The sequence below is a fragment of the Bradyrhizobium cenepequi genome, assembly GCF_020329485.1.
GTDB lineage: Bacteria > Pseudomonadota > Alphaproteobacteria > Rhizobiales > Xanthobacteraceae > Bradyrhizobium > Bradyrhizobium cenepequi.
Map to the genome: position 1 here is coordinate 545219 of NZ_JAGKJI010000001.1, position 23871 is coordinate 569089.

Genomic DNA, 23871 nt, shown 5'->3' on the forward strand with positions numbered 1-23871 from the left:
CCAGCGCAAGCCCTAGAAAAATATCCTTACATTACAGTAGCTTACGAGATGGATGCTGGATTTGGAACGATGTCGCGGCGGTTCGTTTTTTGCCCGGCGGCAAGATTTGCCGTCCTATATCTCTTCCAAGGACGGCTGATTGCTTCGCGGCGATACGGCCTATATTAAAGGGTGGCTTTTCCTGCGCCCCGATGAGGCCAATCAGCTTTTTTCGGCGATGCTTCAAAGCCTTCTGGGCAAAGTCCGCTTTTAACGCTGGTCGCGGGGGCAACGGCCGCTCGCGATAGAAATCGATGACCTCTTCCATGCGCAACAGTCTCGATCTCGAAGGCCGTCCCGAGGATACCAGGGTCGTGGTCGCCATGTCCGGCGGCGTGGACTCATCGGTGACGGCTGCGCTGTTGAAGTCGGAAGGCTACGACGTGGTCGGGATCACGCTGCAGCTTTACGACCACGGCGCCGCAACCCATCGCAAGGGCGCCTGCTGCGCCGGGCGGGATATTCACGATGCCCGCAACGTCGCCGAGCGGATCGGCATTCCGCACTATGTGCTCGATTATGAGAGCCGTTTCCGCGAATCAGTGATCGACAATTTTGCCGACAGCTACGCGCTCGGCGAGACGCCGGTGCCGTGCATCGAGTGCAACCGCGCGATCAAGTTCCGCGATCTTCTCGCGACCGCGCGCGAGCTCGGTGCTGCCGTGCTCGCGACCGGACATTATGTCGCCTCGCGGCGTCTCGCCGACGGATCGCGCGCGATGGTGTGCGCGGCCGACGCCGATCGCGACCAGAGCTATTTTCTGTTCGCGACCACGCGCGAGCAGCTCGACTATTTGCGCTTTCCCCTCGGCGACATGACCAAGCCGCAGGTTCGCGAACTCGCGCGCCGCTTTGGACTCGAGATCGCCGACAAGCAGGACAGCCAGGACATCTGTTTCGTGCCGACCGGTCGCTACACCGACATCATCAGCCGCTTGAAGCCGACTGCAGTCGCACCCGGCGACATCGTCGATCTCGACGGCAAGGTGATTGGCCATCACCAGGGCATCGTCCATTTCACCGTGGGCCAGCGCAAGGGGCTGGGAATCGCGACCGGCGCGCCGCTGTATGTCGTGAGGCTGGATGCGGCGAGCCGCCGCGTCGTCGTCGGCCCGCGTGAAGCGCTGCGGATGGATCGCATTCTTCTTCGCGACGTCAACTGGCTCGGCGACGGTGCGCTCGACCGCGTCATTGGCGAGGGCATCGAGATGTTCGTGCGCGTGCGCTCGACGCGCGCGCCGCAGCTGGCTTGGCTGCGCAAGACCGATCGCGGCTATGAGGTCGAGCTCGTCGTCGGCGAAGAGGGCGTATCACCCGGGCAGGCCTGCGTGTTCTACGACGCGCCGTCAGGCCGGGCGCGCGTGCTCGGCGGCGGATTCATCAAGAGTGCAGCCGCGAGGAACGTTGCTGCGACGGCGCGGCCGCTCGCCGAGGCCGTGCGCTGATATAATTCGGGGCAGGGGATGGCTGGGGACATCGACCGCGACGGGGTCGAAAAGGCCTATGGGCACTGGGCGCCGATCTACGATTTCGTGTTCGGCAAGGTGTTCGATCAGGGCCGGCAATCGACCATCGCGGAAGCCGACCGGATCGGTGGCCGCGTGCTCGATGTCGGTGTTGGCACCGGACTGTCGCTGGCGGACTATTCGCGCAGCACCAGACTTTGCGGCGTTGATATTTCCGAGCCGATGCTGCGGCGGGCGCAGCAGCGCGTGCGCGCGCTGGGCTTGACCAATGTCGAGACGCTGGCGGTGATGGACGCGAAGAACCTCGCGTTCCCGGATTCATTCTTCGATGCGGTGGTGGCGCAATATGTCATCACGGCCGTTCCGGATCCCGAGGCGACGCTGGATGATTTCATCCGCGTGCTCAAGCCTGGCGGGGAACTGATCCTGGTCAACCACATCGGCGCCGAAAGCGGGCCGCGGCGCTTGTTTGAACTGGCCTTTGCACCGTTTGCCCGAAGGCTCGGCTGGCGGCCGGAATTCCCATGGGGGCGGCTCGCCAATTGGGCCAACAAACATGGCGGCGTCAGCCTTGCCGAGCGGCGCCCGATGCCGCCGATGGGGCATTTTTCGCTGATCCGTTTCCGCAAATCGTGAACGCGGCCGTTGTAGGCGCGGAACCTCCGCGCGCGCGAGCCGTTGCCTTGGCATGCGGATCAATCACTCGCTTCTCGTTTTTGGTGTGCTGATGACGGCTTCCGGAGCGGCGATCGCGCAGGCTCCGCCGAGCCCGACGACTCCACCGGCCCAGACCGCGCCGCCCCAGCCCCAGCGCGGCAACAATTGCGCGCCGATGCAGCAGCCGGCGAACCCCAATGCCGCGCCGAACACCACCACCGGCCAGCGATCCGAGCCGCTCGGCGACAAACTGTCGCGTTCCGAGGGTGTGTTGTGCCCGCCCGCGGGCGTCGACCCAGAAATGCACGCGCCCGCCCCTGATGGGGGCAACACCCCCGTGATCCCACCTCCCGGCAGCCCCGGTGGCGATCCCTCCGTTCGGCCAAAATAGCCCCGTTTCGCAGCTACTTGGCGGGATGCCCCACTTTGCTTGACAGGCCGTCTGCCGCCTCCTTATATGCCGCGCATTCGCGCCGCGGCATCTCGGATGCCGCAACGGCGTCGCCGTGGCGGGGTAGCTCAGCTGGTTAGAGCACGGGAATCATAATCCTGGGGTCGGGGGTTCGAGTCCCTCCCCCGCTACCATGGGCCCACACGAGATTTTGTACGCCAAACTGCGATCTTCCACGATTCTTACACCTAGCGGTAGCGGTTGACGCGGCTGGCGTACTAAGCGGCTGGCGTACTAAGCGGCTGGCTGCACGCGTGCCGGACTCGATATATTTTCGCGGGGCTTGGTCGATCGCGAAAATGGCGGATGGCGGATTACCGACAAGGGCCGCGCAGTTTTGGCATAATGGAGGCGCGCCCCGGCGCCGACCAAATAATCGAGCTGGCGCCGGTCTCCTTTGCTAAATTGGCAACGCTTAGTATCGCTCAACGCAGTGTTTAGTCAGATGATCCCGGTGATGATCCTGCTTAAGCGCAGCTTTATAAATGGTGTGCTCCTTGTCCTGGGCGTCCCGTGACAGCTTCTCGCACTGGCGGGGCCGGAGCCACCGGACCGCCAATAAGGGGGCACTGGCCTTCTTGACTGGATTAGGCTGGGTCAAAGCTTGCGCATTGCTGGTCGCTCGTGACCGTTTTCCCGATCGAACACTCGCAAAATGCGCGAGAGGCCAGACCGGAGCATCGACGTGGCCCCAGCAGTGAAACCGGTGACGCTGTCGATCTGAACGGTGACGGTCCGCCCGACGATCAATTCGTCCGCATTGTCATTCACATCGAGCTTGATCCGGACGGGAATGCGCTGCGCGAGCCTGACCCATGAGAAGGTCGGATTGATATTGGCAAGCATGCTCGCACCCGAACTTCGTTCACGATCTTCGATTCCGCGGGCGATGCTATCAACTTTTCCTCTCAGGATCGAAGCGCCCATCAACCTGACATCGGCAGCATCGCCTACATGGATGCGTGCGAGTTTCGTCTCCTCAAAGTAGCCTTCGACGCGCACCGTATCGGTCTCGATCAAAGCCATGATGCCTCGACCCGCCGGAAGGTAAGAGCCTGGACGGAGATCGAAGTTCGTCACGTCACCATTCACTGGGGCGCGGATCTCAGATCGGGTCAGATTGAGACGTGCGACGTCCAAATCCGCTATAGCCTCATTGTAGGCAGCCTTGGCCTGCAGGTCTGCGGCGCGGATCCCAAAGTGTCGTTGTCGTGGCAGTGCCATTTATTCTTTTTTCCGAGGGGAACGCCCGGCACGAACCTGGCCGCCCGGTCATCGCGGAGCATTCATCGACCCTGGTAGGATTGAGCATCGCAGTCACTGGCCCGTCCTGAGAGCGAAACGAATAAATTAGCAGCAAGTTTACGGCTTGCAGATCGGCGGCGACCACGCGGACGCGGACGGTTCTGGATCCTTATGGTATCGAGCGAGGATCGGCTCAAGAACCTCTTTTGGCCAGAATTTCGGAGCGCCGATTTGCTTCAAGCAGAGGGCGTTCCAATACAGGCCAATGCGTGACGGCGACCGGCGAGCTGCTACGGCTTGCGCGACGGCTTCGATATCGTGCGATTCAGGATAGATGTAAACCGTCGTCGGATCGTCCTTCAGCAGCGGCATGATTTGCGCGGCGTCAGATGGTGACCAACTGGTGCAGCCATCGCTGCGGCCGCCCGAATAGTCCACCAGATTCCCGAACGGAACGTAACCGTTCTGGTTCGCGTACGGACTTCGCGGATCTTTTCGAAGGCATATTCCCTTTAGTGCGATGGCCGCATGTCCGCCGATGAGGCGCTGTCTGGCGTTGGCGGTCTCGCCTTCGCCATCAAACTGAATAAACGACCGTATCAGAACCGCATCCTGTTTCGTCGAGACGCGATAGTAGCCTTTGAAAGACGTCTTCGTCTCACGTGTCACGTAAGCGCCTCCGGCCGTCAGGTACGAATCCATTGCATTGCTAAAATTCTTCGCGCACTCCCTTCCGTTCGAGAAATCTGCGACACCCTTCAAATCGCGACCGCTGCCGTGACCTGCGGAAATCGCACGAAATGACTGGTCAGCTTCGCAAATAATGTAAAACCGCTTTCCTAATCTGCCGTGGCTTAAATCGTTAGGGCGCGTCGCGTCCATGGCAAAATAGCAGGGGTTTTTGACGACCCCTTCGCTCACCTTTCGCAGATAAAGGGCGCGTGCCCTCTGCAAGACTACTTGCGCAATCTGCCCTTCGCCTCCGCCGATATGACCCAGCAACCAAGCCGGGACGGCCGATGGTTGCCCCGCTGCAAGGGATCCAGTCGCTCCGCACACGGCAATTGCGAGACTGAGACTAACGGTCTTGAGAAAGAGCAATACTGGCTGCAACGGAACGCCTCCGCCTTCGATACGTAGAATATCGACCCATTTCAGGAGAACGTAACGCATTGTCTGGGTCTTCATCGCAGCAGGCGCGCCTCGAAAAAAGTTGGATGAAGTTTCGCTTTGGACATCTCAACTCGCCGGTGCGCCCGCGCAGTTCGCGCATTCTCCCTCCAACTCGACAATGGGGTGCAAGGGCCTGAAGCAGTTTGTCTTCGCCACGCCCCGCAAGCCGCGCGCTACCAGGTCCGAGGCCGCTTCCTCCACCGCACAACACTGCCCGCAAACCATGAAGACAACGGTCTCGCCTTCGTATGAGCGAGCACGGGATGTCCCTTGACAGTTAGGGCCTATTACGGTGCAGCGTAAATGTAATAACGTTACATAAAGGGTCAATTGCTCGCCGGTACCATCGCCTTTGCGAGGAGGTCAATGTTGTACCGAAACATCCGGGCGTAGGTCGGGGCCGGTCCATCAGGGCGTGAAAGCGCCTCTGCGTAAAGTTTGCCGCCCGGTTGCGCGCCGGTCGCATTCGCGATCTGTTGCACCAACCGCGGATCATTGGAGGTCTCGATAAAATAGAACTTCACGCGTTCGGCCTTTACCTGATCGATCAGCCTTGCGACCTCGCTTGCGGATGCTTCGGTCTCAGTGGAAAGGCCGAGCGGCGACAGGAACGTGATGCCGTAATCGCGTCCAAGATATCCGAAGGCGTCGTGGCTGGTCAGGATCTTGCGCTGTTGCGCCGGGACCGGGGCGATGCGTGCGTGGGCATAAGCGTCGAGATCGCGCAATTCCCGTATGTAGCGCGCAGCATTCACTCTGAAGTCGTCGGCATCCTCTGGATCGGCGGCACTGAGCGCCTTCTCGATATTGGCCACCCATACCAGGACGTTAAGCGGACTGTTCCAGACGTGCGGGTCATCCGAAATCTGGCCCTTGCGCTGTCGCTCGCGCAGTTTGATGCCAGTCGAGACAATGACCGGTGTGCCTTGATAGCCCGACGCCGTGACGAGCTTCTCGAACCAGCGCTCCAGGCCCTCGCCACTGATGAAGGCGAGATCGGCGTCCTTCAGGTTCCTTGCATCGTCGGGCGACGGCTCGAATTGATGTGGATCGCCATTGGGCCCGACCAGGCTTTTGACCTGCACATGACTGCCGCCGACCTGCTGCACCACGTCTGCCAGCACGCTAAAGCTGGCGACGATGTTCAGCGTTTTGGCCGAAGCCGATGTGGCCATCGCGCCCCAGATCATCAGGGCCGAAAATGCTATGCGGAAGGGGGCGTCTTTCATGTTTCTTTCTCAGCCAGTCAGATGCGGTCGGGGTAGAAGCCGGCGCATAGCCGCGGACGGTCCGAGCAGCAGCGAGCAGCCATAGATTAGGCTTGCCGTCAGGATGATCGTCGGACCCGAGGCGAAGCCGAGGTGAGGAGACGATCAGTCCGATGTAGCCGGATACGGCCGCCGTAGCTGCCGCAGTCAACATCATGCCGGGCAGGGTTCGAGCCCATAGCTGGGCGACCGCCGCGGGCAACATCATCAGTCCCACCGCCATCAGTGTCCCAAGGGCCTGAAAGCCGGCAACGAGGTTGAGGACGACGAGAAAGAGAAACAGGAAATGATAAAGGGACCCCCGACCGGCGACCGCACGCAGAAATCCGGGATCGAAGCATTCCACGACGAGCGGTCGATAGATGATGGCAAGCGTGACGACGGTTATCGAGGTCATGGCGCCGATGAAGTACAGCGCCCTGGCGTCGATCGCCAGGATTGTCCCGAACAGCACGTGCAGAAGATCGATGTTGGAGCCACGCAGCGAAACAATGAGAACGCCGAGCGCGAGCGATGTGAGATAAAAGCTGGCGAAGCTGGCGTCCTCACGAAGCGGCGTGGACCGGCTGACAAGTCCGGACAGCAGCGCCACGCTCAGGCCGGCTACCAATCCGCCCAGCCCCATCGCGGGCAACGAAAGACCGCCGGCTATCAGGAATCCGATCGCAGCTCCCGGCAACACCGCGTGACTCATGGCATCGCCGACCAGGCTCATGCGGCGCAACATCAACAGCACGCCGACAGGCCCGGAGCCCAGCCCGAGCGCAACGCAGGCGATGAGCGCGCGGCGCAGGAATCCGTACTCGACGAACGGCAGGATGAATAGCTGATAGACGGTCATGCCGCGCTCTGGTCCGGCACCTCACAGATGGCAGCGTTCTCGTCCCATCGCTCGGCCATCAGCCGCGCTCGCAGCAGATTATCGGCCGTCATGGTTGTCACGGTCGGGCCCCATGCGATCGGCTCGCGCGCGAGCAGAAGCGCCTGAGGAAAATGCGCGCGCACTTGTTCGACATCGTGCAGCACCGCAATCACCGTGCGTCCGTCCTGATGCCATCGCCTCACGATGTGGAGAAGGTCGTGCGTGGTGCGAGCATCGATGGCGGTGAAGGGTTCATCGAGCAGGATGAGCTTGGCATTCTGCAGCAGCAATCGCGCGAACAGGACACGCTGGAATTGCCCAGCCGACAATGAGCCGATAAGTCGCTGTTCAAATCCGGTGAGCCCAACGGATGAAAGCGCGCGGCGCGCTTCCGACACGTTCCCGGCGGAGACTGCCTCGAAAGCTCCCGCCTGGCGCCATGCACCGAGCAGGACCACGTCGCCGACCGTTATCGGAAAGCGACGGTTGATGTCCGCCGCCTGTGGCAAATACCCGATGTCGATCGGCATCACGTGGCCACGATCGATCCTGCCTGACGCAAGCGGGAGCTCGTTCATCAGAGCTCTGAGAAGGGTCGATTTGCCTGCTCCGTTCGGCCCGACGATTGCTGTCAGGCTTCCGGAGGCAAACGAACCATTGAGATGATGAACCGCAGGATGTCGATCGAACGCGATCGTGACATCTTGCAGATGAACGCCGCTAGGGTTCATGGCCGCACTACCGCCCAGAGAATGGCCAGCCACAGAATCACCAATGTGCCACTCACCGCGCCCAGCCGCAGGAGCGCCGAGCGGGCCATGGTTGAGACAGCGAGGACATCAGATTTGCGCACGGAGGGCCTGCAGCGAGGAGGAGATTGCATCGTAGCGATTATGTAATGTTATTACATAACACAGTGCTTGCCAAGCCTTGACAGACTGCGCGCCGTCACACATTCTAACATTCGATAGAATGATGGACGATGATGAAACCCATTGATCGGCCGCGCGTTGAGGAGGCCGCAGCCATGTTCAAGGCTCTGTCCGATCCGGCGCGGCTCCAAACCCTCATCATTCTGGCTGCGGGCGAGCGGAATGTCGGCGAACTCGCTCAAACCGAACACGAGGCAGTCGGCACGGTTTCGGCACGCCTGAAGGTGTTGCTGCAGGCCCGGCTGGTCAAACGTCGGCGCGAAGGCAAGAACGCGATCTATTCGATCGCCGATGACCATGTATTCAAACTCGTCAAGAATGCCGTTGCGCATGCTGGCGAACACCACTGAGTCAAGGAAAGGACGTCGAAAATGACCACCTGCAACCTTCCGCATCATGCCAACCACGACCACGTGCATGGACCCCAGTGCGGCCACGTTGCCATCCGGCACGGCGACCACGTGGATTATCTGCACGATGGCCATCTTCACCACCCGCACGCCGATCATGTGGACGAACATCGGATTGAGGTGAGCGACACGAACCCGGATCGTTGCACGCCCGACCATCGCTGCTCCGGACATGATGCTGCTCACGTCCATGGCCCTGGCTGCGGCCACGAAGCGGTCCCGCATGGCGACCATGTCGATTATCTCGTCGCCGGGCATCTGCACCATCCCCACGGCGATCATTGCGACGATCATGGTCCGGTGGAGATCGTTCGAAACTAGGATTTTGACTGCACCACGGCTTCGAGCGGCGAGCGCAACAGACTAACGCCCGCCGTTGGTTCGTCGGAAACGCTCCGGGACATCGCGACAGTCAGGGATGACTTTTGCGCACTACGGGATCGATTCCGCTAAGGCCCTAGATTTCGGTGTAGTCCAGGATGGTGTGTTCCCCCGACCAGATCTTGTCTGCGTCATAGACCCGCTCACGCCGCCTAAACCGGAAGTCTGTTCCGAAAACGACCACGCCCGTAGTCAAAGCCTCGCAAACTATTTGCGCGCGATCGACAGGGACGCTGGGGTCTTCCGCGACTTGGGGCTTGGTCATGGACGCTCCGGGGTGTAATATTATGACATGGCGTTATAATGTTACATTCGTTGTCGTCAAGGCGAGATTTAAATGGTTCGTGATCCGGATCAGAGTGCCAGTGGCTTGCATGCAGAAGCGCATCACCATCACGCCATCGATGCCGACGCGGTGCAGAGCCGTGCGCGGGCCTACGCGACATCAAAGAGCATTCCGTTCACCTCGATGCGTCAGCGCGTGCTGGCGTTGCTTGCGGCGTCCGGAAAACCAATGGCCGCGTACGAGATCGCCGAGAAGTTGAGCGATGCGCGGAGGGTGCAGGCGGTTCAGGTCTACCGCGCCCTCGAATTCCTGCAGGAAGCAGGATGCGTCCATCGATTGGTCTCTCGCTCGGCCTATTTCGCTTGCGACCATCTTCATGGGAGCGGCGAGACAGTCGTCTTTATGGTCTGCAGCCAGTGTGGCGCGGTTCAGGAAGCGGCCTCGGACGTGGTCGCGCGCGGTTTGCGGGGCGTGGCGAAAACGACTGGCTTCAAGCCGCGACATCCAATCGTTGAACTCGAGGGCGACTGCGCGAACTGCGCAGGCGAACCCGCAGGCTAGACTCTCACTTAGTTCGCGTTTACGGCGCGACCAATATCTCGGCGTTGACAAAAATGCGTTCCACGGCAGGCTCCTGCGCGGCAGCGCGGATCACGAGGAGATGGCTCGGAGTCCAGGCTAGCTAACCGTCAGCACCAATCAAAATCCCGCCGATCCGCGCGATGAGCGCGCAAGCGCGACGCCGCCAACCGTGAATGTGAGCGCGAGCATCAATGCAGTCCGCCACCAGATGCTCCACCTGGTTTCGTTTGCCGATATTTCCATCCAATGCCATTGAGGCAATGATGACAGGTCTTGCACGGTCATGGCGCGGCTTTCCAGGATTTTGGGAGAGAAATATTGCCGCCAACTGTTGTGAAAAGCCTCCGTCTGATCCTTGAAGGCGAGGAAGCGGCGTGAATCGGTGCCGGCGATTGAGTTCAACGCTTCATTGACGAGGATCGCGGGCGACAGCAAGCTCAGTCGGTCGACAAGCCTCTGTTGTTGCCGCAGCTGCTGATCAAAGCGTTTCAGAAGGGGCTCGATTTTCTCGTCGACTCTTTGCTTGGCCAGAAAAAATGCACGCATCCGCGAAGGCACTTCGATGCGCTCGTCTTTGACCAGCAATGCTTCCGGATCCGAGGCGTAGCGATAATCCGCGCTATAGAGGTCCTCAAATTCGCGCAATGATTCGGCCGTTGCAACGCGCGTGCGGCTGGCCAATTCCGTGCGGGAGGGGGCCGGGCTAACCAAGCCCACGACAAGGTTCATTGTCACCGGCAAGATGAGCACAAAAATCGTCCAGAGTGCCACCACGATCAACGCATTGGTCGAAGAGGAGAGGCCGCTGGCGTTGACCACGACAGCATCAGGAACAGTTGCTCCGCGCCACGGGCTTCGGGACGGATCAAAATCAGGATCGCCAGCGGCAAGGGAATGACGATCGCCAACAGCGCAAGCATGCGCACGACGAGCTTCCCAGTCAGCAACGTGGCGACGGAAAGCGGTTGCGAACACAGCATGCGCAAGGTGCCATGTTCGCGCTCTGCCGACAGCAGGTTATACCCCAGCGTCGTGACCAGCAGAGGCAATACGAATACAATGACGAAGGCGAGATCGAAGTGCCCGCTGAGCAGATTCCAGGGGTTTTCGATCTCCGTGTCGTACATGAACTGGACTTTGCTCAAATAGCTGATGCGGTAATAATTGGGCATCATGTCCGACTGACCGATCGCCAACGCCGCGAGTGGTGCATTGGGGATCACACATGCGTGCTTCGTTATTGAGCGTTCAATGCCAGCCGTACGGATCGCACGCGCGAAGACACTGCTGGAGACATGGGATTGGCCGCTGGCCCCCATCGCTTCCTCCGGCGAGCTCATGTCGCGCGAGGCGTTTGGCTGAAGCCGCATAGACGGTAAGGACGCCGAACGTGACAATGCCAACAATCACGAACAGAACTCGACGCCGCCGCCGACCGCGAGGTGGCTGCGTGCGAGCTATCGTTGATCCCCGAATTGATCGGGAAATCTTCCCAGCACGTTGCGGGGGGTCCTCCTTGGACTGCGCCCGCCAGCTTTGATTTAATCGATCTGGACAGGTCTTTTGAGCTGAGTAGATCGTGCAGCACAAGACGAAGCGCCTCTGGGCGCAAACATCTTCGAAAGTTAGTTGGTTTCGGGCCACGATCGCGATCGTAGGGGCGCTGCTTATGTTGACTAGCGTGTGGTCCGCAGCCGCACACGCGTGTTCGTGCAAACCAATCTCTGTCACGGAGGGCTTCGGCCGAGTTCAGTACGTCTTCATTGGGAAAGTGGTCGAAATAAAGGATCACAGTTGGACCGTGGACGTCGATCGGGTCTGGAAGGGAGCAGAGAAACTCGCCAGCCGCGTTAGGCTGCTGGATGTCTATGCAAGCATTGACTGCGAATTTTACTTCGAACTCGGCCGCACCTATGTCTTTTTCGCAAATGTGGCGAAGAGCAGCCGCTACGTGTACTACCAACCGGACGTATGCAATTGGACGCGGGCATTGCGCTCGACGCGCGTCACCAGTCCGCGCGGCGCGATCTGGCTTGAAGACTCGATCGTGGAGAACTACGGCTCGGGTGAAACGCCAAAAGCGGCGGACCCTTGGGAAGATCGATCGAGCAGCAACTGCGGCGCGGGAAACTGATGCGCCCGCATGTGAGGCGCTTCACGTAGCGTGAGGTCATTCCTTTTTCGGCAAAACCCGCCTGCAGGCGAGTTCGCCGGCGAGTGCCTCGAGGTTTTTGGCACACCTCGAACAGGTCGCGCACAACTCCTGAATTCAATCGACAAGTGACAAATGAATTCCGTCGGATCGAAGCGCTAGCCAGAGCATGATCCGGAAAAATGGACACCGGTTTTCCCTCGCGACAAACGCGAAGCGTTTGCGCGGAGATCATGCTCAAACAAAGAACCAAAGCGGGATGACGATTCGAAGAAAAGTCATCATGCCTTAGGCTTCAGGGAATCCGCGCAACAGATAGGATCGCGTCAGCTCAAGTAGACCGTTCAGGATCAGGCCGACAAGCGAAATCGTGATCAGCGGCACGAACATGTCGACCGCCTGGAACGTCCGCGCCGCGGTCACCAGCGCATGGCCAAGGCCGTCCGTCGAGGTGATCATTTCGGCGAGGAATACGACGATGCAGGAAATGACAAGACCGATGCGGCAGCCGGTGAGGATAGATGGCGCGGCGGCCGGCAGCACCACCTTGAACAGGACCTCGCGCGGCGGTGTCCCCGCTGCCATCGCCGACCAGATCAACTTCTGTTCGACCGTGGATGCGCCGTGATAGGTGGCAAGCAGGATCGGGAACAAGGCGTCGAACGTCACCAAGAGGATCTTGGACTCGTGACCGAAGCCGACAAGCAGCAGCAACGCAGGATACAGCGCGACCTTTGGCAGGGGTGCCAGCACCCGCACGATCGGGCGCACGACGGTGTTGATGGTGGGGTTGACCGCCGCCGCAAGGCCGATCGCAACGCCGAGAATAACTGCGATCGAGAACCCCGTGAACAGCCGGAACAAGGTGGCCGCGATCTCCTGCTGGAAGCTGGTGGTCAACAACTGCTGCACCATGCGTGAGAACACCTGACCGGGCGGTGGGAGCAGCGTGATCGGCGCATAACCAAACGAGATCAGCGCCTGCCAAATCGCGACCAACAGCACGATCGGGATCATGCCGAGAAGCGCATCCGAGGTGATGGCACGCCCGTTCATGAAAAGCTCAGCGGGATATCGAACTGCGGTTCCGACCAGCGCACCAAGCGGGCGCGTAGCCGCTCGAACAGCGCATCGAGCACGATGCCCATGGCGCCAACGATGATGATCATCGCAAACACGGTGTCGTATTGCCCCATGTCCAACGCGTTGAACAGGATGTTGCCCGCGCCGGACTGGCGGGCGATCATTTCGCTGGTGATCATGGTGATCAGCGCCAATACCAGTCCGGTGCGGCAGCCGGTCAAGATCTCCGGCAACGCCGCGGGCAGTACGATGCGCACAAGGCGCTGGGTCGACGAAAGGCCCATGGCGGCGCCGGACCACAGCATCTTCTCTTCAACGGCTCTGGCGCCTTCAAAGCTGTGATAGATCACGGGCAGGCTGACACCCAGAAAGATCACCAGTGTCTTCGAGATGTCGCCGACGCCGAGCCACAGCATGATGATCGGCATCAGCGCAGCCTTCGGCACCGGATAGATCACCATCAGCAGGGGATTGAAGAGCGACGCGACCGCGCGGCTGCGGCCCATCGAAAGTCCGAGAGGAATCGAGATCGCCACCCCGACGGCAAACCCGATCGCCATGCGGCGGAGCGATGCGGCAAAATTGACCAGCGAATCCTTGTCGCCCAGGACAACGGGGATTGCTCGTATCGCCTCAAGCGCCGTCGGAAAACTGTCACTCTTCAGCACCAGCGACGCCAGTTGCCAGACGACAAGCAGGCCGAGGCAGACCAACAATGGTGCGGCCCGTCGTAACATCAACGTAACTCATCGTCGCCAGAATCGTCGAACATGCGCTCGATCTCGACGATGTATTTCTGGTAGCGCGGATCGAGCAGCAGTTCGGTGCGGTGGCGCGGACGCGGCAGGTCGATGTCGATGATCTCGCGGACGCGGCCGGGCGAACGCGTCATCATCACGACCTTGTCCGAGAGGAATACCGCCTCCTCGACCGAATGGGTGACGAACAGCACGGTCTTGCGGTCGCGTTCCCAGATATTGAGCAGGTCGTTCTGCAGCCGTGTACGCGTGTGCGCATCAAGCGCGCCGAACGGCTCATCCATCAGTAGCACTTCGGGATGGTAGGCCAGCGTGCGCGCCAATGCGACGCGCTGCTTCATGCCGCCCGACAGTTCCTTCGGATAGAAGTCTTCAAAGCCTTTCAGCCCGACCATCTCGATGAGAGCCCGGCTTTGCGCCTCGGCGTCCGGGCGCTTGATGCCTTGCTGCCGCGGGCCGTACATCACATTGCCGAGCACGCTCTTCCAGGGGAACAGCGCGAATTCCTGGAAGACCGGCCCGCGGTCGGGACCAGGACCGGTGATCGCCCGCCCTTTCATGCTGGCGACGCCCGCGGTCGGCCGCACGAAACCACCAACAATATATAGCAGCGTCGATTTTCCGCAGCCGGAGGGACCGAGGATGGAGACGAAGGCGCCATCCTCGATCGTCAGCGAGATATTTGATAGCGCCAGGTGATCCTGACGTGCCGAGGTCTGGAACACCTGCGAGACGCCGTCGATCTCAATCATAGCGGCGACAGGCCTCTGCGCCGCCGACGATTCACCGCGCGATTCCGATCGTGATGGCAGGAACGTCATTTCCGCATCTTTCGCCGATCCGGCATCCAGAACGCTGCTAGCAGCGTCTGGATGATCACCGCGGCCCCGCCGATGTCATAGACGTCCTTGGCGGTAAACTTGCCGCCGGGGCGAAGATTTCCGATCAATGGCGTGCGCGCGAATACTGCTCCGACGTCGTCGATGGAAAAGGCTATCCCGGCCTCATTCGCAATCGCAGGAAGATGCAGCACCGCGTTGGTTGAACCGCCGGTCGCCGCCACGATCGCAGCGCCGTTCTCGAGGGATTTACGCGTGACGAGTTCGCGTGGCAGCGGCCCGCCACGCTCGAGCATTTGCATCACGAGCCCGCCGGCCCGGCGCGCAACATGCGCCCGTTCCGGATAGACGCCGGGGATCATCGATACATTGGGAATAGTCAGCCCCATCGCTTCCGACACCATCGCCATGGTGTTGGCCGTGAATTGTCCCGCGCAGGCCCCGATAGTCGGCAGGCAGGTGCGCTCGATGCCGGCGAGAGTCGTCTCGTCGACGTCCCCTGTCATGAAACCGCCGACTGCCTCGTACGAGTCCAGCACGGTGAGTGTCCGTTCACCGAAGCGGCCGGGAAGCGCGCTGCCGCCATAAATGAAGATCGAAGGGACGTTGCAACGGACCATTCCCATCATGACGCCGGGGAGCGTCTTGTCGCAGCCGCCGAAGCCGATCAGGCCGTCATAGGCCAACCCATGCACGACAGCCTCGATCGAGTCGGCGATCAGTTCGCGCGAGAACAGCGAGAACTTCATGCCCTCATGGTTCATGCTGATGCCGTCGGAGACCGAGACCGTCGTGAACTCCCTCGGCGTGCCGCCGGCCGCGGCGATCCCCTCCTTCGCGGCCGCGACCTGGAAATCATGGGTCATGTTGCAGGGTGTCTGCTCGCCCTTCATGCTGACCACGCGATCATCGGCTTTGCAATGGCGTCGTCGTCGAGCCCCATCGCACGCATGAAGGCACGGTGCGGTGCCCGATCGAGGCCTTCGACGGTCACGCGAGAGCGCCACCTCTTCATGCGACTATTCCCTGTTGCCGGTCGGAAGCTATTCGATCGGTGCGACGATGCTCGAATGCTTGAACTGGGCGGCATCGAGCTTCGGGAGCATTCCAGTCTCGGCATAGATGTCGAGCATCTTCTGGATCGCCGGGAAGTTCGGTGCCGCGCCGGGATCACGACCGAAATCGTTGTCCTTGAGTAAATAGGTGTCGAGCACCGCAACCGGCGCCTTCAGCACTTCGGAAACGACCTTGAGCGTCTCCTCGCGGTTGGCGAGCGCCTTCTTCATGCCGGAGGTGATGTCCCGTACATAGGCCTTCACAGCTTCCGGATTCTTGTCCACGAAATCGACGCGGCACGCTTCAAGGATGTGCACAATGTTGGGCATAGCCTGCGACAGCGAGAACAGTTTGCGCGTGCCCCCCTTGGCTTCCGCCCGCGCCGCGAACGGCTGGTTCAGGTTGACGGCATCGACCCTGCCTTGCCGCAACGCATCCTCCGACACGGCGAAACCTACCTCGACCAGCTTGATGTCCTTACCCGGATCGACGCCGTTCTGCTTCAGCAGCATATTGAACGGCCCCTGCGTGCCGCCGCCGATCACGGAAATCCCGACTGTCTTTCCCTTGAGATCGGCGATCGACTTGATCGGCGAGTCGTCCTTGACCGCCCAGTAGACCGAGAAACCGCCCGGCTTCTCGAACACGTGCTGGGCGACGATGTAGGCCTTCAAGTTGCCGCCGACTACGCCGTTGGACAGCGACAGGGGCGCCTGCGTCGCACAGTCGAGCGCGCCCGCCGCCAGCGCCTGCGTCATCGGCGCGGTTCCCTGAAATTGGGTCCATTCGATGTTGTAGGTCTTGCCGAGGTTCGGAAATTCGGCGGGCCGACGCATCATCCAGTATTTTGATTCTTCAGCCGGGATCGTCCAGCCGACACGGATTGTCTGCTGTGCTCGGGTGGAATCCGCACTCGACAGCAGCGAAACTGCCACAGCAATGATCGGCACTATGGAACGTCGCATGTGGCCTATCCTCTGAGACCGCTGGCAGCAAATGGACCATGGTTCAAATAGTGAAGCAAGCGCCCGAGGATGGCGGAACAGCCATTGGCACGACTAAAGTCACCGACGCGCATCATGGAGTACGTCATCGTCCGTTCGCTATGCACGCATAGATCTCAATGGCAAACGAATCGAGCCGATTAGTGGCCGGCCGTCAAATGACGTAGGGAGGATAGGCTCCGTCCAGGCCCGCGACGAGCTTGCCCAGCTCGCTCAAATGGTGGTGGGAGAACAGCAGGTGCTGGCGCGCGGCCTGCACGTCGCCGAGGGCCCGCAGCAGGCGGCTCCCTCGGTAGGCGGCGGCGCCACCACCAAGGTGGTGAGCAGTGGACGTTACCTCCACGCTCGTGTCGCAGGCGTGCATGCCAGCCAGGCAGATGCGAGCTTGCAGCTGCCGGCTGATCGGCTCGCCTCGCTCGGCATGCGCGTGCGCCTCACCGACCGCGGCGCGCAATCCGGCGCTGGCCGCCCGCAGCCGTGTATCTGCGACGGCCAGTTCGGCCATCGAGACCGGCGCGTCGGCCAACTGGCCCCGCCGCGCGGTCCGGCCTTCGCGCGCCTGCCGCGAAACCTCATCGATGGCGCCCCGGGCGATGCCGAGCAAGACGGCGACGAGCGTCGGCAGCAGCGTCGTGTAGACCGGCAGCCGCCATAGCGTGCCGTTGGGCCAGGGTCGGTCGGCGAAGCGGGCGCACCGATCCAGGTAGACCGGGACTTCGGCGGCGACGACGTGGTGGCTGCCGGTCCCGCGGAGGCCCACGACATCCCAGGTGTCCTCGATCGTCAGGTCGGCCATGGGCACGAACACGATGCGCGGCACGGGATCGACTCCATCGGCCTCGTGGAACAGCGCGCCAAGGCCGACCCATGCGCTGTGGAGACAATTGCTCGTGAATGGCCAGCGGCCGCTCAACGTGAATCGGCCACGGTCGTTGACCACCCGGCCGAGCGGGGCGAACATCGTGGCGTTGCCCTGATCCGGGTCAGCGAACACTGTGCCGGCGCCTGTTGCGGACATGTAGCCGGCGAACACGTTGCTCCCTGCGCCGATCGCCGCGCACCACCCGGCGCTGCCGTCGATCGCCGCGATGCGCTCCATGATATCAATCACGTCTGTCATCGGCGCCTCCTGTCCACCGAGGGCTGCCGGCATCAGCAGGCGGTTGATCCCTGTGTCGCGCAGGGCGGTGACAAGCGCGTCGGGGAGGCGGCGGCTGCGCTCGATTTCGTCGGCGGCCGCCTGGACTAGATGCAGGACCCCGTCCACAGCCCGCTTCGTTTGAGCCGTGTCACTCGCCATCGAACCCGCCATGAGGCGGCCGTTCTTCTGCATACGATCGGCAGGCTTCATGTGCATCACCTAATCTCCCTCATTCGATGAACTTGATCACCGGGACGCCACTGGCGGGCTGCTCCCTGGCGTTCGCTGCGGTCTCGCGGTTCGGCGCTGGCGAGAATGCGTCGGAGCGCGAATGCGCAGGCGAGCCCGAGCAGGGCGACCGGTGCCAGTATGGCCGGCGCGGCCTGCCAGCCGAGGTGCGCGACCAACAGACCGAGCGACGCCGGGCCGGCAAATTGACCGAGACTGCTGGCCTGCTGCACCAGCCCGATGGCGGGCGGCACTGCCGATGGGGCCGGCGCTGCATGCGGGGCCGCAGCATAGATTGCGCCTGGTGCAAGACCGCCCACTCCAAGCGCAAGCGCGGCGACGATCGAGATGCCTTGCGGCGGAAGCACGCCGCCATACACGGCAATGCATGAAAGCGCAAAGAATCCGAACGCTGCCGCAACGTTGGCCCAGATCGGCACACCAACTCGCAGCAGGAGGCTCGACGAAAGATGTCCGATCGCGCTGACCGCCAGGACGAAGGCGGTGAGCAGGCCGGCTGCGCCGAGCGGCACGCCATGCACCGACGTGAGCAGAAGCGGCAGCGCAAAGACGAGCGAGAAATATTGGCACGAATACGCGAAGAACGCGAAGGCGAGCAGCAGGCAGCTCGGCTGACGGACGATGGCCAAGGCGTCTGCGAAAAAGCGGGCCGCTTCCGCGCGCGCCGTCGGCGGCATCGCTGGCGCATGGATCGCCAGCAGGATCGTGCACGCGCCTGTCGCCAATGCGTTCACGAGCCAGAAGCTGCGCCAGCCGATCGTCGGCAGCAGCGGCGCGGCCAACAGCATCAGCATGATGCCGATCGGCATGTACGCGCTCCAGGCGGCCATCACAAAATCCCGCTTCTCGCGCGGGACCAGTTGCGCGAACACGCTCGGGATCGCGAGGACGACAGCCAGGAAGCCGACCCCTTCGATGATGCGCGCCGCGAGCAGAACAAGCTCATTGGGCGCACCGGCGCCGATCACGTTGCCAAGCGCCATCGCGCTCATTCCGGTGATCAGCGATCGCCGGAGGCCAAACCGGCCAACCACGACCCCGGCGCCGATGCCCGTTATCGCGCCGAGCGTTGCGAAGGTCGCCACAATCAGGCCAGCGAGATCGACGCCGAGCGCCAGGTCGTTGCGGATCAACGGAATAGAGATGACGGCTTTGCCGATCTGGGCGGAGGCGATGATGCCGCTGCCGATGAGTAGCGACACATGCAGTCTCCACGCGCATGCTACTTTGTCTGAGATCGGTGGATCGATCGACCGGCGTCCTGTCGATGGTGCCAGTTCTTTTTCTACTGTCGCCGTCAAACGAAGCGGGCGCATAGCGAAGCTCCCAGGGCCATCAGGAGGATCCCGGTGAGCCTGTTGAACCAATCCAGCACAGTTTTCCGCAACCTCCGAAACATGGTGTTCGTGCTGAGGACCAGGAAGAGATACCAGGATGCACTGCCGAGCATCACACCGACGGGCGTTGCCAGCGCGCGATCCATGATCAACGGCTCGCCAGCTTCCAGCGCCGACGTGACGCCCAGGTACGGCAGTATCGTCATCGGGTTGGCGGCGGCAATTAACAGGGTCGATGTATAGGCCGAAAGCAAATCTCCGCATGTCGCGTCTCCGCACGTCGCGCCGTGCGCCGCCTGCGTGGATACGAGAATGGTCCTGAGGCCCATCAAGACCAGGACGATCCCTCCCGTGATGCGCAGCGGCGTGTGCAGGGCGAGCGTCATCTGCGTCAACACGGTCCCGCTCACGGCGGCCAGGCTACTGAACATGCCGTGCGCTGTTGCCGCACCAATGCCGCTCGCGATCCCAGTCCAGATTCCGAATGCCAACGTCCGCTGCACGCACATCAAGCCAATCGGGCCGAACGGGATGGCGACACACAGGCCTAGCGCCACCGCTGGCAGCAGGTGTGTGACGAACGGTGTCATTTCCAGAACGGCTTGGCCGCTTCGGCCATGGCCTCTTGCCGCGTCCTGCCGATGTCCTTGAGAAAGTGGTCATCGAGCTCCGCCAAGGCTTGCCGCTGCCGCGACCGCTCTGAACACCGCGCACACCAACGTAGGAACCGTAATCCCCATCCAAGTCGACGATCGCTGGACGTCGCGGCTCCGTTCGCGGTTCTCTTCTGAATCGTGAGCGAATTGATAACAACGGACATGACAATCCTCCTGATAGGCAGAAGTTGCGCGGATGCTATCGGCATGCGCGTCGCTGGCGTGTGAGCTCGTTCACCTCTCACGCCTTCGTGCGATGACGAGCCATGGTCGGCGGTGAAGATGTGCTTGCGGTCTCAACGCAAGCGGCCATCGTCGTGGCGGGCGTACCCGCGCACGGTCGCATCGCGTTCCGCGTAGCTCGCCGTCTGGTCAATATCGGAGCAGCTATCTGACGCCGCGCGCGTCAGCGGCCCAACATTAGAAAGCGAAGCGGTATGACGGAAGGTCCAATCTGCGGATAATCAATCAGTCCAATTCAGGCGGTGCCTCAGGACTGTATTTGTCGGATTGATTGACCTGAGCGCGTCGCTCACGCCGCATTCGAGCGTCGAGACATACGTTCATCGAAGCATCTGCGCAGCCGCCTCAGCCCTTCGGCAATCCGCGCCGTCTCGATCGCCCCATATCCCAGCATGATGCCGACCTGAGGCTCTCCCTCCAGCGGGAAGGATTGAATGGCGACGCCGAGATCAAAGGCCCGTGATGCAATCGCATCGATATCATCAACCGACGCTCTTCGCGCGTAGGCGGCGATATGCAGCCCGGTGCTCGATGGAACAAGATCGAGGTAATGGCCGAAGTTGCTCTTGATCGCCGCGGTCAGCATCTCATGCCGTTCGCTATAGATGCAGCCCACCCTGCGAATGTGGCGCGCAAACGCGCCCTCGTCGATGAACTGCGCCAGCGCGTTCTGCACTATTGTCGCTGTATGCCAATCGGTGACAAACTTCGCCTTGTGCGCCGCCTCTCGCAGCGACGACGGCACGACCATGAAGGCCAGCCGGAGAGTCGGCAGCAACGTCTTTGAGAACGTGCCGACATACACAACGCGGCCGGTCGAATCGAGGGTCTGAAGCGGCTCGAGCGGACGCCCGCCGAAGCGAAACTCGCTGTCATAGTCGTCCTCAACGACAACCGCGTTGTTGCGCTCGGCCCAGGCAAGCAGCGCCCGTCGACGCGACAAGCTCATTGCCATGCCGAGGGGAAACTGATGCGAGGGCGTCACGTAGACCACCCTGGCCTCGGCCGGCAGCGCCTCGACGACCAGACCTGCACTGTCGACCGGCACACCGATCACGCGCGCGCCGAGCGCCTTGAACAAGTCCTTTGGAGGCGAATAGCCCGGTTTCTCCACAGCAACGACATCGCCGGGCGCGAGAAGCACGCGAGCGATGATGTCGAGTGCCTGTTGGGTGCCGCTGGTCACGATGATGTCGTCGGGCGATCCGGAAACGCTTCGTGAGATGCCGATATGGCGAGCGATCGCCGCGCGCAACTCCCAATTGCCTGCAGGATTCTCGTAGACGCCTGCGGTCATCTCGCGCGAGCGCAGCGCACGCGCGACGACCCGCCGCCAGGTTCGATGTGGAAACAGCGAAGCGTCCGGAAGCCCGGCTCTGAAGTCGAAACGCGCCGCGCGGACAAAGAACGTCGGAAGCGATATGGCCTCCCAAACTCCACGCACCCGAATTGCACGGACCGTCGATCGCCTTGTTTTCGATGCCGGACGTTTTGCCCCAAGCTGATGGCTGACGAACGTCCCGGCGCCCGTATGGGACGTCGCGAAGCCTTCCGCGACAAGGCTTTCATACGCAATCATCACCGTCGATCGCGCCACCGTCAGCTCGGCGGCCAGTTCCCGCGTGGGAGGCAGCCGCTCTCCAGGCCGAAGGCGCTCGTCCAGAATTGCCTGCCGGATCTGACGGTAGATCTCGCCACTGAGGTCACTTCGACCAACGAGACTGACATGAAAAGCCACAATCCCCGGCCCTCTTTCGTCCGCATTGGACTGGCAACCTTGCATAAAGGTGAACGTTCCATCAGACCGCAGACGTGGTGATCGCAACCGCAGGTTCCGTAAGCGAGCGTTCACGGAGCTAGGAACATGCCATTGCGGTGGCATGATCATGCGGGTCGATAAGGTCAGGCGGAGAACTGGAGGCAGTATCGCAAGTCAATTCGTTGAGCCGATCGCCTTCAACCAACTCTCCGATCCGATTGTGTCCCGATGCGCGTTGACCTTCATTCAAACGAAGGAAAGCTCCTCGGCGGACTCCAGGATGCGCCTCAACTGCAGCAAGGCTCTCTTGAGGTCATCCCCTGTTGCCGGATGACCGAGGCAGATCCGCACGCCGAGCGTTCCGCGGTCGACCTGCTGCAATGCGCCGGGCGGAGCCAGGGTAATGCCGGCCTGGGCGGCCTGGGCGACCAGCGCGATCAGCGTACGGCCGGCTGGAATAGGCAGCCAGCGATGGAAGCCCGGTGTGGTCGACACGACCGGAAGCCAGTCGGCGAGAACTTCGTCGGCGACCGCGTTGCGCCGCGCCGCTTCGGCTCGCTTCAACTGGACCTGACGATGCAAATCGCCGCTATGGATCAGCCGCGCGACGACTTCGGCCATGATCGGCGAAGCCATCCATCCCGTCGCGCGCATGGCGTTGATGCAGCGATCCCTGAATTTTTCAGGAACGATCATCGTAGCGATGCGCAGTCCCGGCGCGAGGCATTTCGCGAAACTGGTGACGTAGAAGCTGCGTTCCGGCAACAGGAACGAGATCGGTCGAGGAGGCTCGCGGAACAGAAATGCGTAAGCGTCATCCTCGATCAGAATTCCGTCGTGCCGGCGGATGACTTCGGCAATTTCCTGCCGGCGCTCCTGGGGCATAATCGTTCCTGTCGGGGTCTGCAGCGTCGGCGTTGAAAACAGCACGCGCGCCTTCGTTTCCGAAAAGGCGCGATCGAGTTCATCCGGCAGCAAACCATGCATGTCACCGGCGACGCCATGGAGACGATAACCGCTCATCGCCGACAGAGCGATCATGCCGGAGTAGGTGAAGCGCTCCGTCAGCACCGTTCCATTGGGAGACGCGGCCATCCCGAGCGCAATGGACAATCCATGTTGCCCGCCATGCGTGATGAACAGGTGGTCCACATCGGTCACGACGTGGAGCTGCTCGAGCCACTTGGCCATAGTTTCCCGATGCTGCGGCAAGCCTTGATGCGGCAGATAGCCAAGCAATGGTGTCAATGCGCAGTCCGAAAGAACTTCTTCGAGAACATTGGCGATGACCTCGCTTTCGCCGGTCGACGGCGGGACGTTGAGCGCGAGATTCATCGAGGCCGGCGTCTGTCCGTTGGCTATTGTGACGGGGTGGCGCCTTTGAACAAACGTGCCGCGGCCGACTTCTCCCGAGATCAGGCCGCGCGCCTCGGCCTCGGCATAGGCTTTGGAGATCGTGCCGAGGCTCAATCCAAGCTGGGCCGCCATGTCACGCTGAGGCAGCAATCGAGTCCCGGGCTTCAGCGTCCCTGAGGCGATGTCGTTCTCAAGGGCGTGCACGAACGCCAGATATCGCGGCATGTTGCCGTCGGCGAGCGTGGGTAGCCATTCGGCCGGCGATCCTTGGGGCACGATTTTATCCTCGGTCTTCATGATCGTGATCGAGTAGTACAATTCGCAAATTGTTTCAATCGTCGCGTACGACGTTGCAATTTGATGTCCGGGAAATGGAGAAAAGCCGGGAAAAATCGCACTCGAAGACGCCATTTACCATATTGTTGCGTTGCAATGGACCAAACGTGTACGATTGAACTGGAATAAATTTGACATTGCTATGGAGCA

The 23871-nt window shown here is 61.4% G+C and carries 22 protein-coding genes, 1 tRNA gene and 5 pseudogenes; 6 read left to right on the forward strand and 22 right to left on the reverse strand.

Annotation, left to right across the window (positions count from 1 at the left end):
* Nucleotides 1-31: 31 nt before the first annotated feature.
* A complete protein-coding gene (locus J6497_RS02705; protein ID WP_225702663.1) occupies nt 32-307 on the reverse strand; it encodes a hypothetical protein in 276 nt (91 codons plus the stop codon).
* Here J6497_RS02705 and mnmA point away from each other — a divergent pair.
* The 4 genes from mnmA to J6497_RS02725 all read left to right on the forward strand — a co-directional run bounded on the left by mnmA (nt 306) and on the right by J6497_RS02725 (nt 2747).
* Nucleotides 306-1484, forward strand: a complete 1179-nt coding sequence (gene mnmA, locus J6497_RS02710; protein WP_225702799.1) for a tRNA 2-thiouridine(34) synthase MnmA — start codon at nt 306-308, stop codon at nt 1482-1484. The genes J6497_RS02705 and mnmA overlap by 2 nt on opposite strands.
* 18 nt (nt 1485-1502) lie before the next feature.
* Entirely contained in the window at nt 1503-2141 is a 639-nt protein-coding gene (locus J6497_RS02715) for a class I SAM-dependent methyltransferase (protein ID WP_225702664.1), read from the forward strand.
* 52 nt (nt 2142-2193) lie between these two features.
* Nucleotides 2194-2553 (forward strand): hypothetical protein, encoded by a 360-nt coding sequence (locus J6497_RS02720; protein WP_225702665.1) that lies wholly within the window; start codon nt 2194-2196, stop codon nt 2551-2553.
* A gap of 117 nt (nt 2554-2670) precedes the next feature.
* Nucleotides 2671-2747: transfer RNA gene (locus J6497_RS02725), tRNA-Met, on the forward strand.
* 463 nt (nt 2748-3210) lie between these two features.
* On the opposite strand, the pseudogene J6497_RS02730 reads toward J6497_RS02725, so the two are convergent.
* From J6497_RS02730 to J6497_RS42410, 6 genes and pseudogenes are all read right to left on the reverse strand, one after another.
* A pseudogene (locus J6497_RS02730) lies at nt 3211-3834 on the reverse strand (HlyD family secretion protein); the annotation flags it as partial.
* A gap of 141 nt (nt 3835-3975) precedes the next feature.
* Entirely contained in the window at nt 3976-5046 is a 1071-nt protein-coding gene (locus tag J6497_RS02735) for a hypothetical protein (protein WP_225702666.1), read from the reverse strand.
* A gap of 311 nt (nt 5047-5357) precedes the next feature.
* Entirely contained in the window at nt 5358-6260 is a 903-nt protein-coding gene (locus J6497_RS02740; RefSeq protein ID WP_376708151.1) for a metal ABC transporter solute-binding protein, Zn/Mn family, read from the reverse strand.
* 9 nt (nt 6261-6269) lie between these two features.
* A pseudogene (locus J6497_RS02745) lies at nt 6270-7140 on the reverse strand (metal ABC transporter permease).
* Nucleotides 7137-7892, reverse strand: coding sequence for a metal ABC transporter ATP-binding protein (locus tag J6497_RS02750; RefSeq protein ID WP_225702667.1), 756 nt, complete (start codon nt 7890-7892; stop codon nt 7137-7139). Before J6497_RS02750 ends, J6497_RS02745 begins: the two are co-directional and overlap by 4 nt.
* A 173-nt stretch (nt 7893-8065) precedes the next feature.
* Nucleotides 8066-8797, reverse strand: a complete 732-nt coding sequence (locus J6497_RS42410) for a hypothetical protein (RefSeq protein ID WP_446479919.1) — start codon at nt 8795-8797, stop codon at nt 8066-8068.
* A gap of 424 nt (nt 8798-9221) precedes the next feature.
* On the opposite strand from J6497_RS42410, the gene J6497_RS02765 reads away from it, so the two are divergent.
* Nucleotides 9222-9731, forward strand: a complete 510-nt coding sequence (locus tag J6497_RS02765) for a Fur family transcriptional regulator (RefSeq protein WP_225702669.1) — start codon at nt 9222-9224, stop codon at nt 9729-9731.
* Nucleotides 9732-9765: 34 nt separating this feature from the next.
* On the opposite strand, the pseudogene J6497_RS02770 reads toward J6497_RS02765, so the two are convergent.
* The 3 genes and pseudogenes from J6497_RS02770 to J6497_RS02780 all read right to left on the reverse strand — a co-directional run.
* Nucleotides 9766-9846, reverse strand: a pseudogene (locus J6497_RS02770) (penicillin-insensitive murein endopeptidase); the annotation flags it as partial.
* 23 nt (nt 9847-9869) lie between these two features.
* The gene (locus J6497_RS41485; RefSeq protein ID WP_225702670.1) at nt 9870-10571 is read right to left on the reverse strand and encodes a DUF3526 domain-containing protein; all 702 of its coding nucleotides are present in this window, start codon (nt 10569-10571) and stop codon (nt 9870-9872) included.
* Nucleotides 10529-11092: an ABC transporter permease gene (locus J6497_RS02780; RefSeq protein ID WP_225702671.1), complete on the reverse strand. Its 564-nt coding sequence runs from the start codon at nt 11090-11092 to the stop codon at nt 10529-10531. The genes J6497_RS41485 and J6497_RS02780 overlap by 43 nt, the downstream gene beginning before the upstream one ends.
* A gap of 461 nt (nt 11093-11553) precedes the next feature.
* Between J6497_RS02780 and J6497_RS02785 the strand changes: the two genes are divergently transcribed.
* Nucleotides 11554-11886 carry a hypothetical protein gene (locus J6497_RS02785; protein ID WP_225702672.1) on the forward strand — a complete coding sequence of 111 codons (333 nt, stop codon included), beginning with the start codon at nt 11554-11556 and terminating at the stop codon, nt 11884-11886.
* A gap of 306 nt (nt 11887-12192) precedes the next feature.
* On the opposite strand, the gene J6497_RS02790 is transcribed toward J6497_RS02785, so the two are convergent.
* The 12 genes and pseudogenes from J6497_RS02790 to J6497_RS41870 all read right to left on the reverse strand — a co-directional run.
* Nucleotides 12193-12960, reverse strand: a complete 768-nt coding sequence (locus tag J6497_RS02790; protein ID WP_225702673.1) for an ABC transporter permease — start codon at nt 12958-12960, stop codon at nt 12193-12195.
* A complete protein-coding gene (locus J6497_RS02795; protein ID WP_225702674.1) occupies nt 12957-13724 on the reverse strand; it encodes an ABC transporter permease in 768 nt (255 codons plus the stop codon). Before J6497_RS02795 ends, J6497_RS02790 begins: the two co-directional genes overlap by 4 nt.
* Nucleotides 13724-14566 (reverse strand): ABC transporter ATP-binding protein, encoded by an 843-nt coding sequence (locus J6497_RS02800; protein ID WP_376708152.1) that lies wholly within the window; start codon nt 14564-14566, stop codon nt 13724-13726. The genes J6497_RS02795 and J6497_RS02800 overlap by 1 nt, the downstream gene beginning before the upstream one ends.
* 38 nt (nt 14567-14604) lie before the next feature.
* Nucleotides 14605-15599: pseudogene (locus J6497_RS02805) on the reverse strand (dihydroxy-acid dehydratase domain-containing protein); the annotation flags it as partial.
* A 28-nt stretch (nt 15600-15627) separates the two neighbouring features.
* Complete coding sequence (locus J6497_RS02810; RefSeq protein ID WP_225702676.1) at nt 15628-16605, reverse strand: ABC transporter substrate-binding protein; 978 nt, start codon at nt 16603-16605, stop codon at nt 15628-15630.
* 193 nt (nt 16606-16798) lie between these two features.
* Nucleotides 16799-17995 carry an acyl-CoA dehydrogenase family protein gene (locus tag J6497_RS02815; protein ID WP_225702677.1) on the reverse strand — a complete coding sequence of 399 codons (1197 nt, stop codon included), beginning with the start codon at nt 17993-17995 and terminating at the stop codon, nt 16799-16801.
* Between the two features lie 5 nt (nt 17996-18000).
* Entirely contained in the window at nt 18001-19236 is a 1236-nt protein-coding gene (locus J6497_RS02820) for an MFS transporter (protein ID WP_225702678.1), read from the reverse strand.
* Between the two features lie 95 nt (nt 19237-19331).
* Nucleotides 19332-19961: a LysE family translocator gene (locus J6497_RS02825; RefSeq protein ID WP_225702679.1), complete on the reverse strand. Its 630-nt coding sequence runs from the start codon at nt 19959-19961 to the stop codon at nt 19332-19334.
* Complete coding sequence (locus J6497_RS02830) at nt 19958-20191, reverse strand: DUF1127 domain-containing protein (protein WP_225702680.1); 234 nt, start codon at nt 20189-20191, stop codon at nt 19958-19960. Before J6497_RS02830 ends, J6497_RS02825 begins: the two co-directional genes overlap by 4 nt.
* A 368-nt stretch (nt 20192-20559) precedes the next feature.
* Nucleotides 20560-22008 carry a MocR-like pyridoxine biosynthesis transcription factor PdxR gene (pdxR, locus tag J6497_RS02835; protein ID WP_225702681.1) on the reverse strand — a complete coding sequence of 483 codons (1449 nt, stop codon included), beginning with the start codon at nt 22006-22008 and terminating at the stop codon, nt 20560-20562.
* A 267-nt stretch (nt 22009-22275) separates the two neighbouring features.
* On the reverse strand, nt 22276-23364 hold the full coding sequence (locus J6497_RS02840; protein ID WP_225702802.1) for an aminotransferase-like domain-containing protein: 1089 nt from the start codon (nt 23362-23364) through the stop codon (nt 22276-22278).
* A 60-nt stretch (nt 23365-23424) separates the two neighbouring features.
* Nucleotides 23425-23796: pseudogene (locus J6497_RS41870) on the reverse strand (GntR family transcriptional regulator); the annotation flags it as partial.
* Nucleotides 23797-23871: the final 75 nt, after the last annotated feature.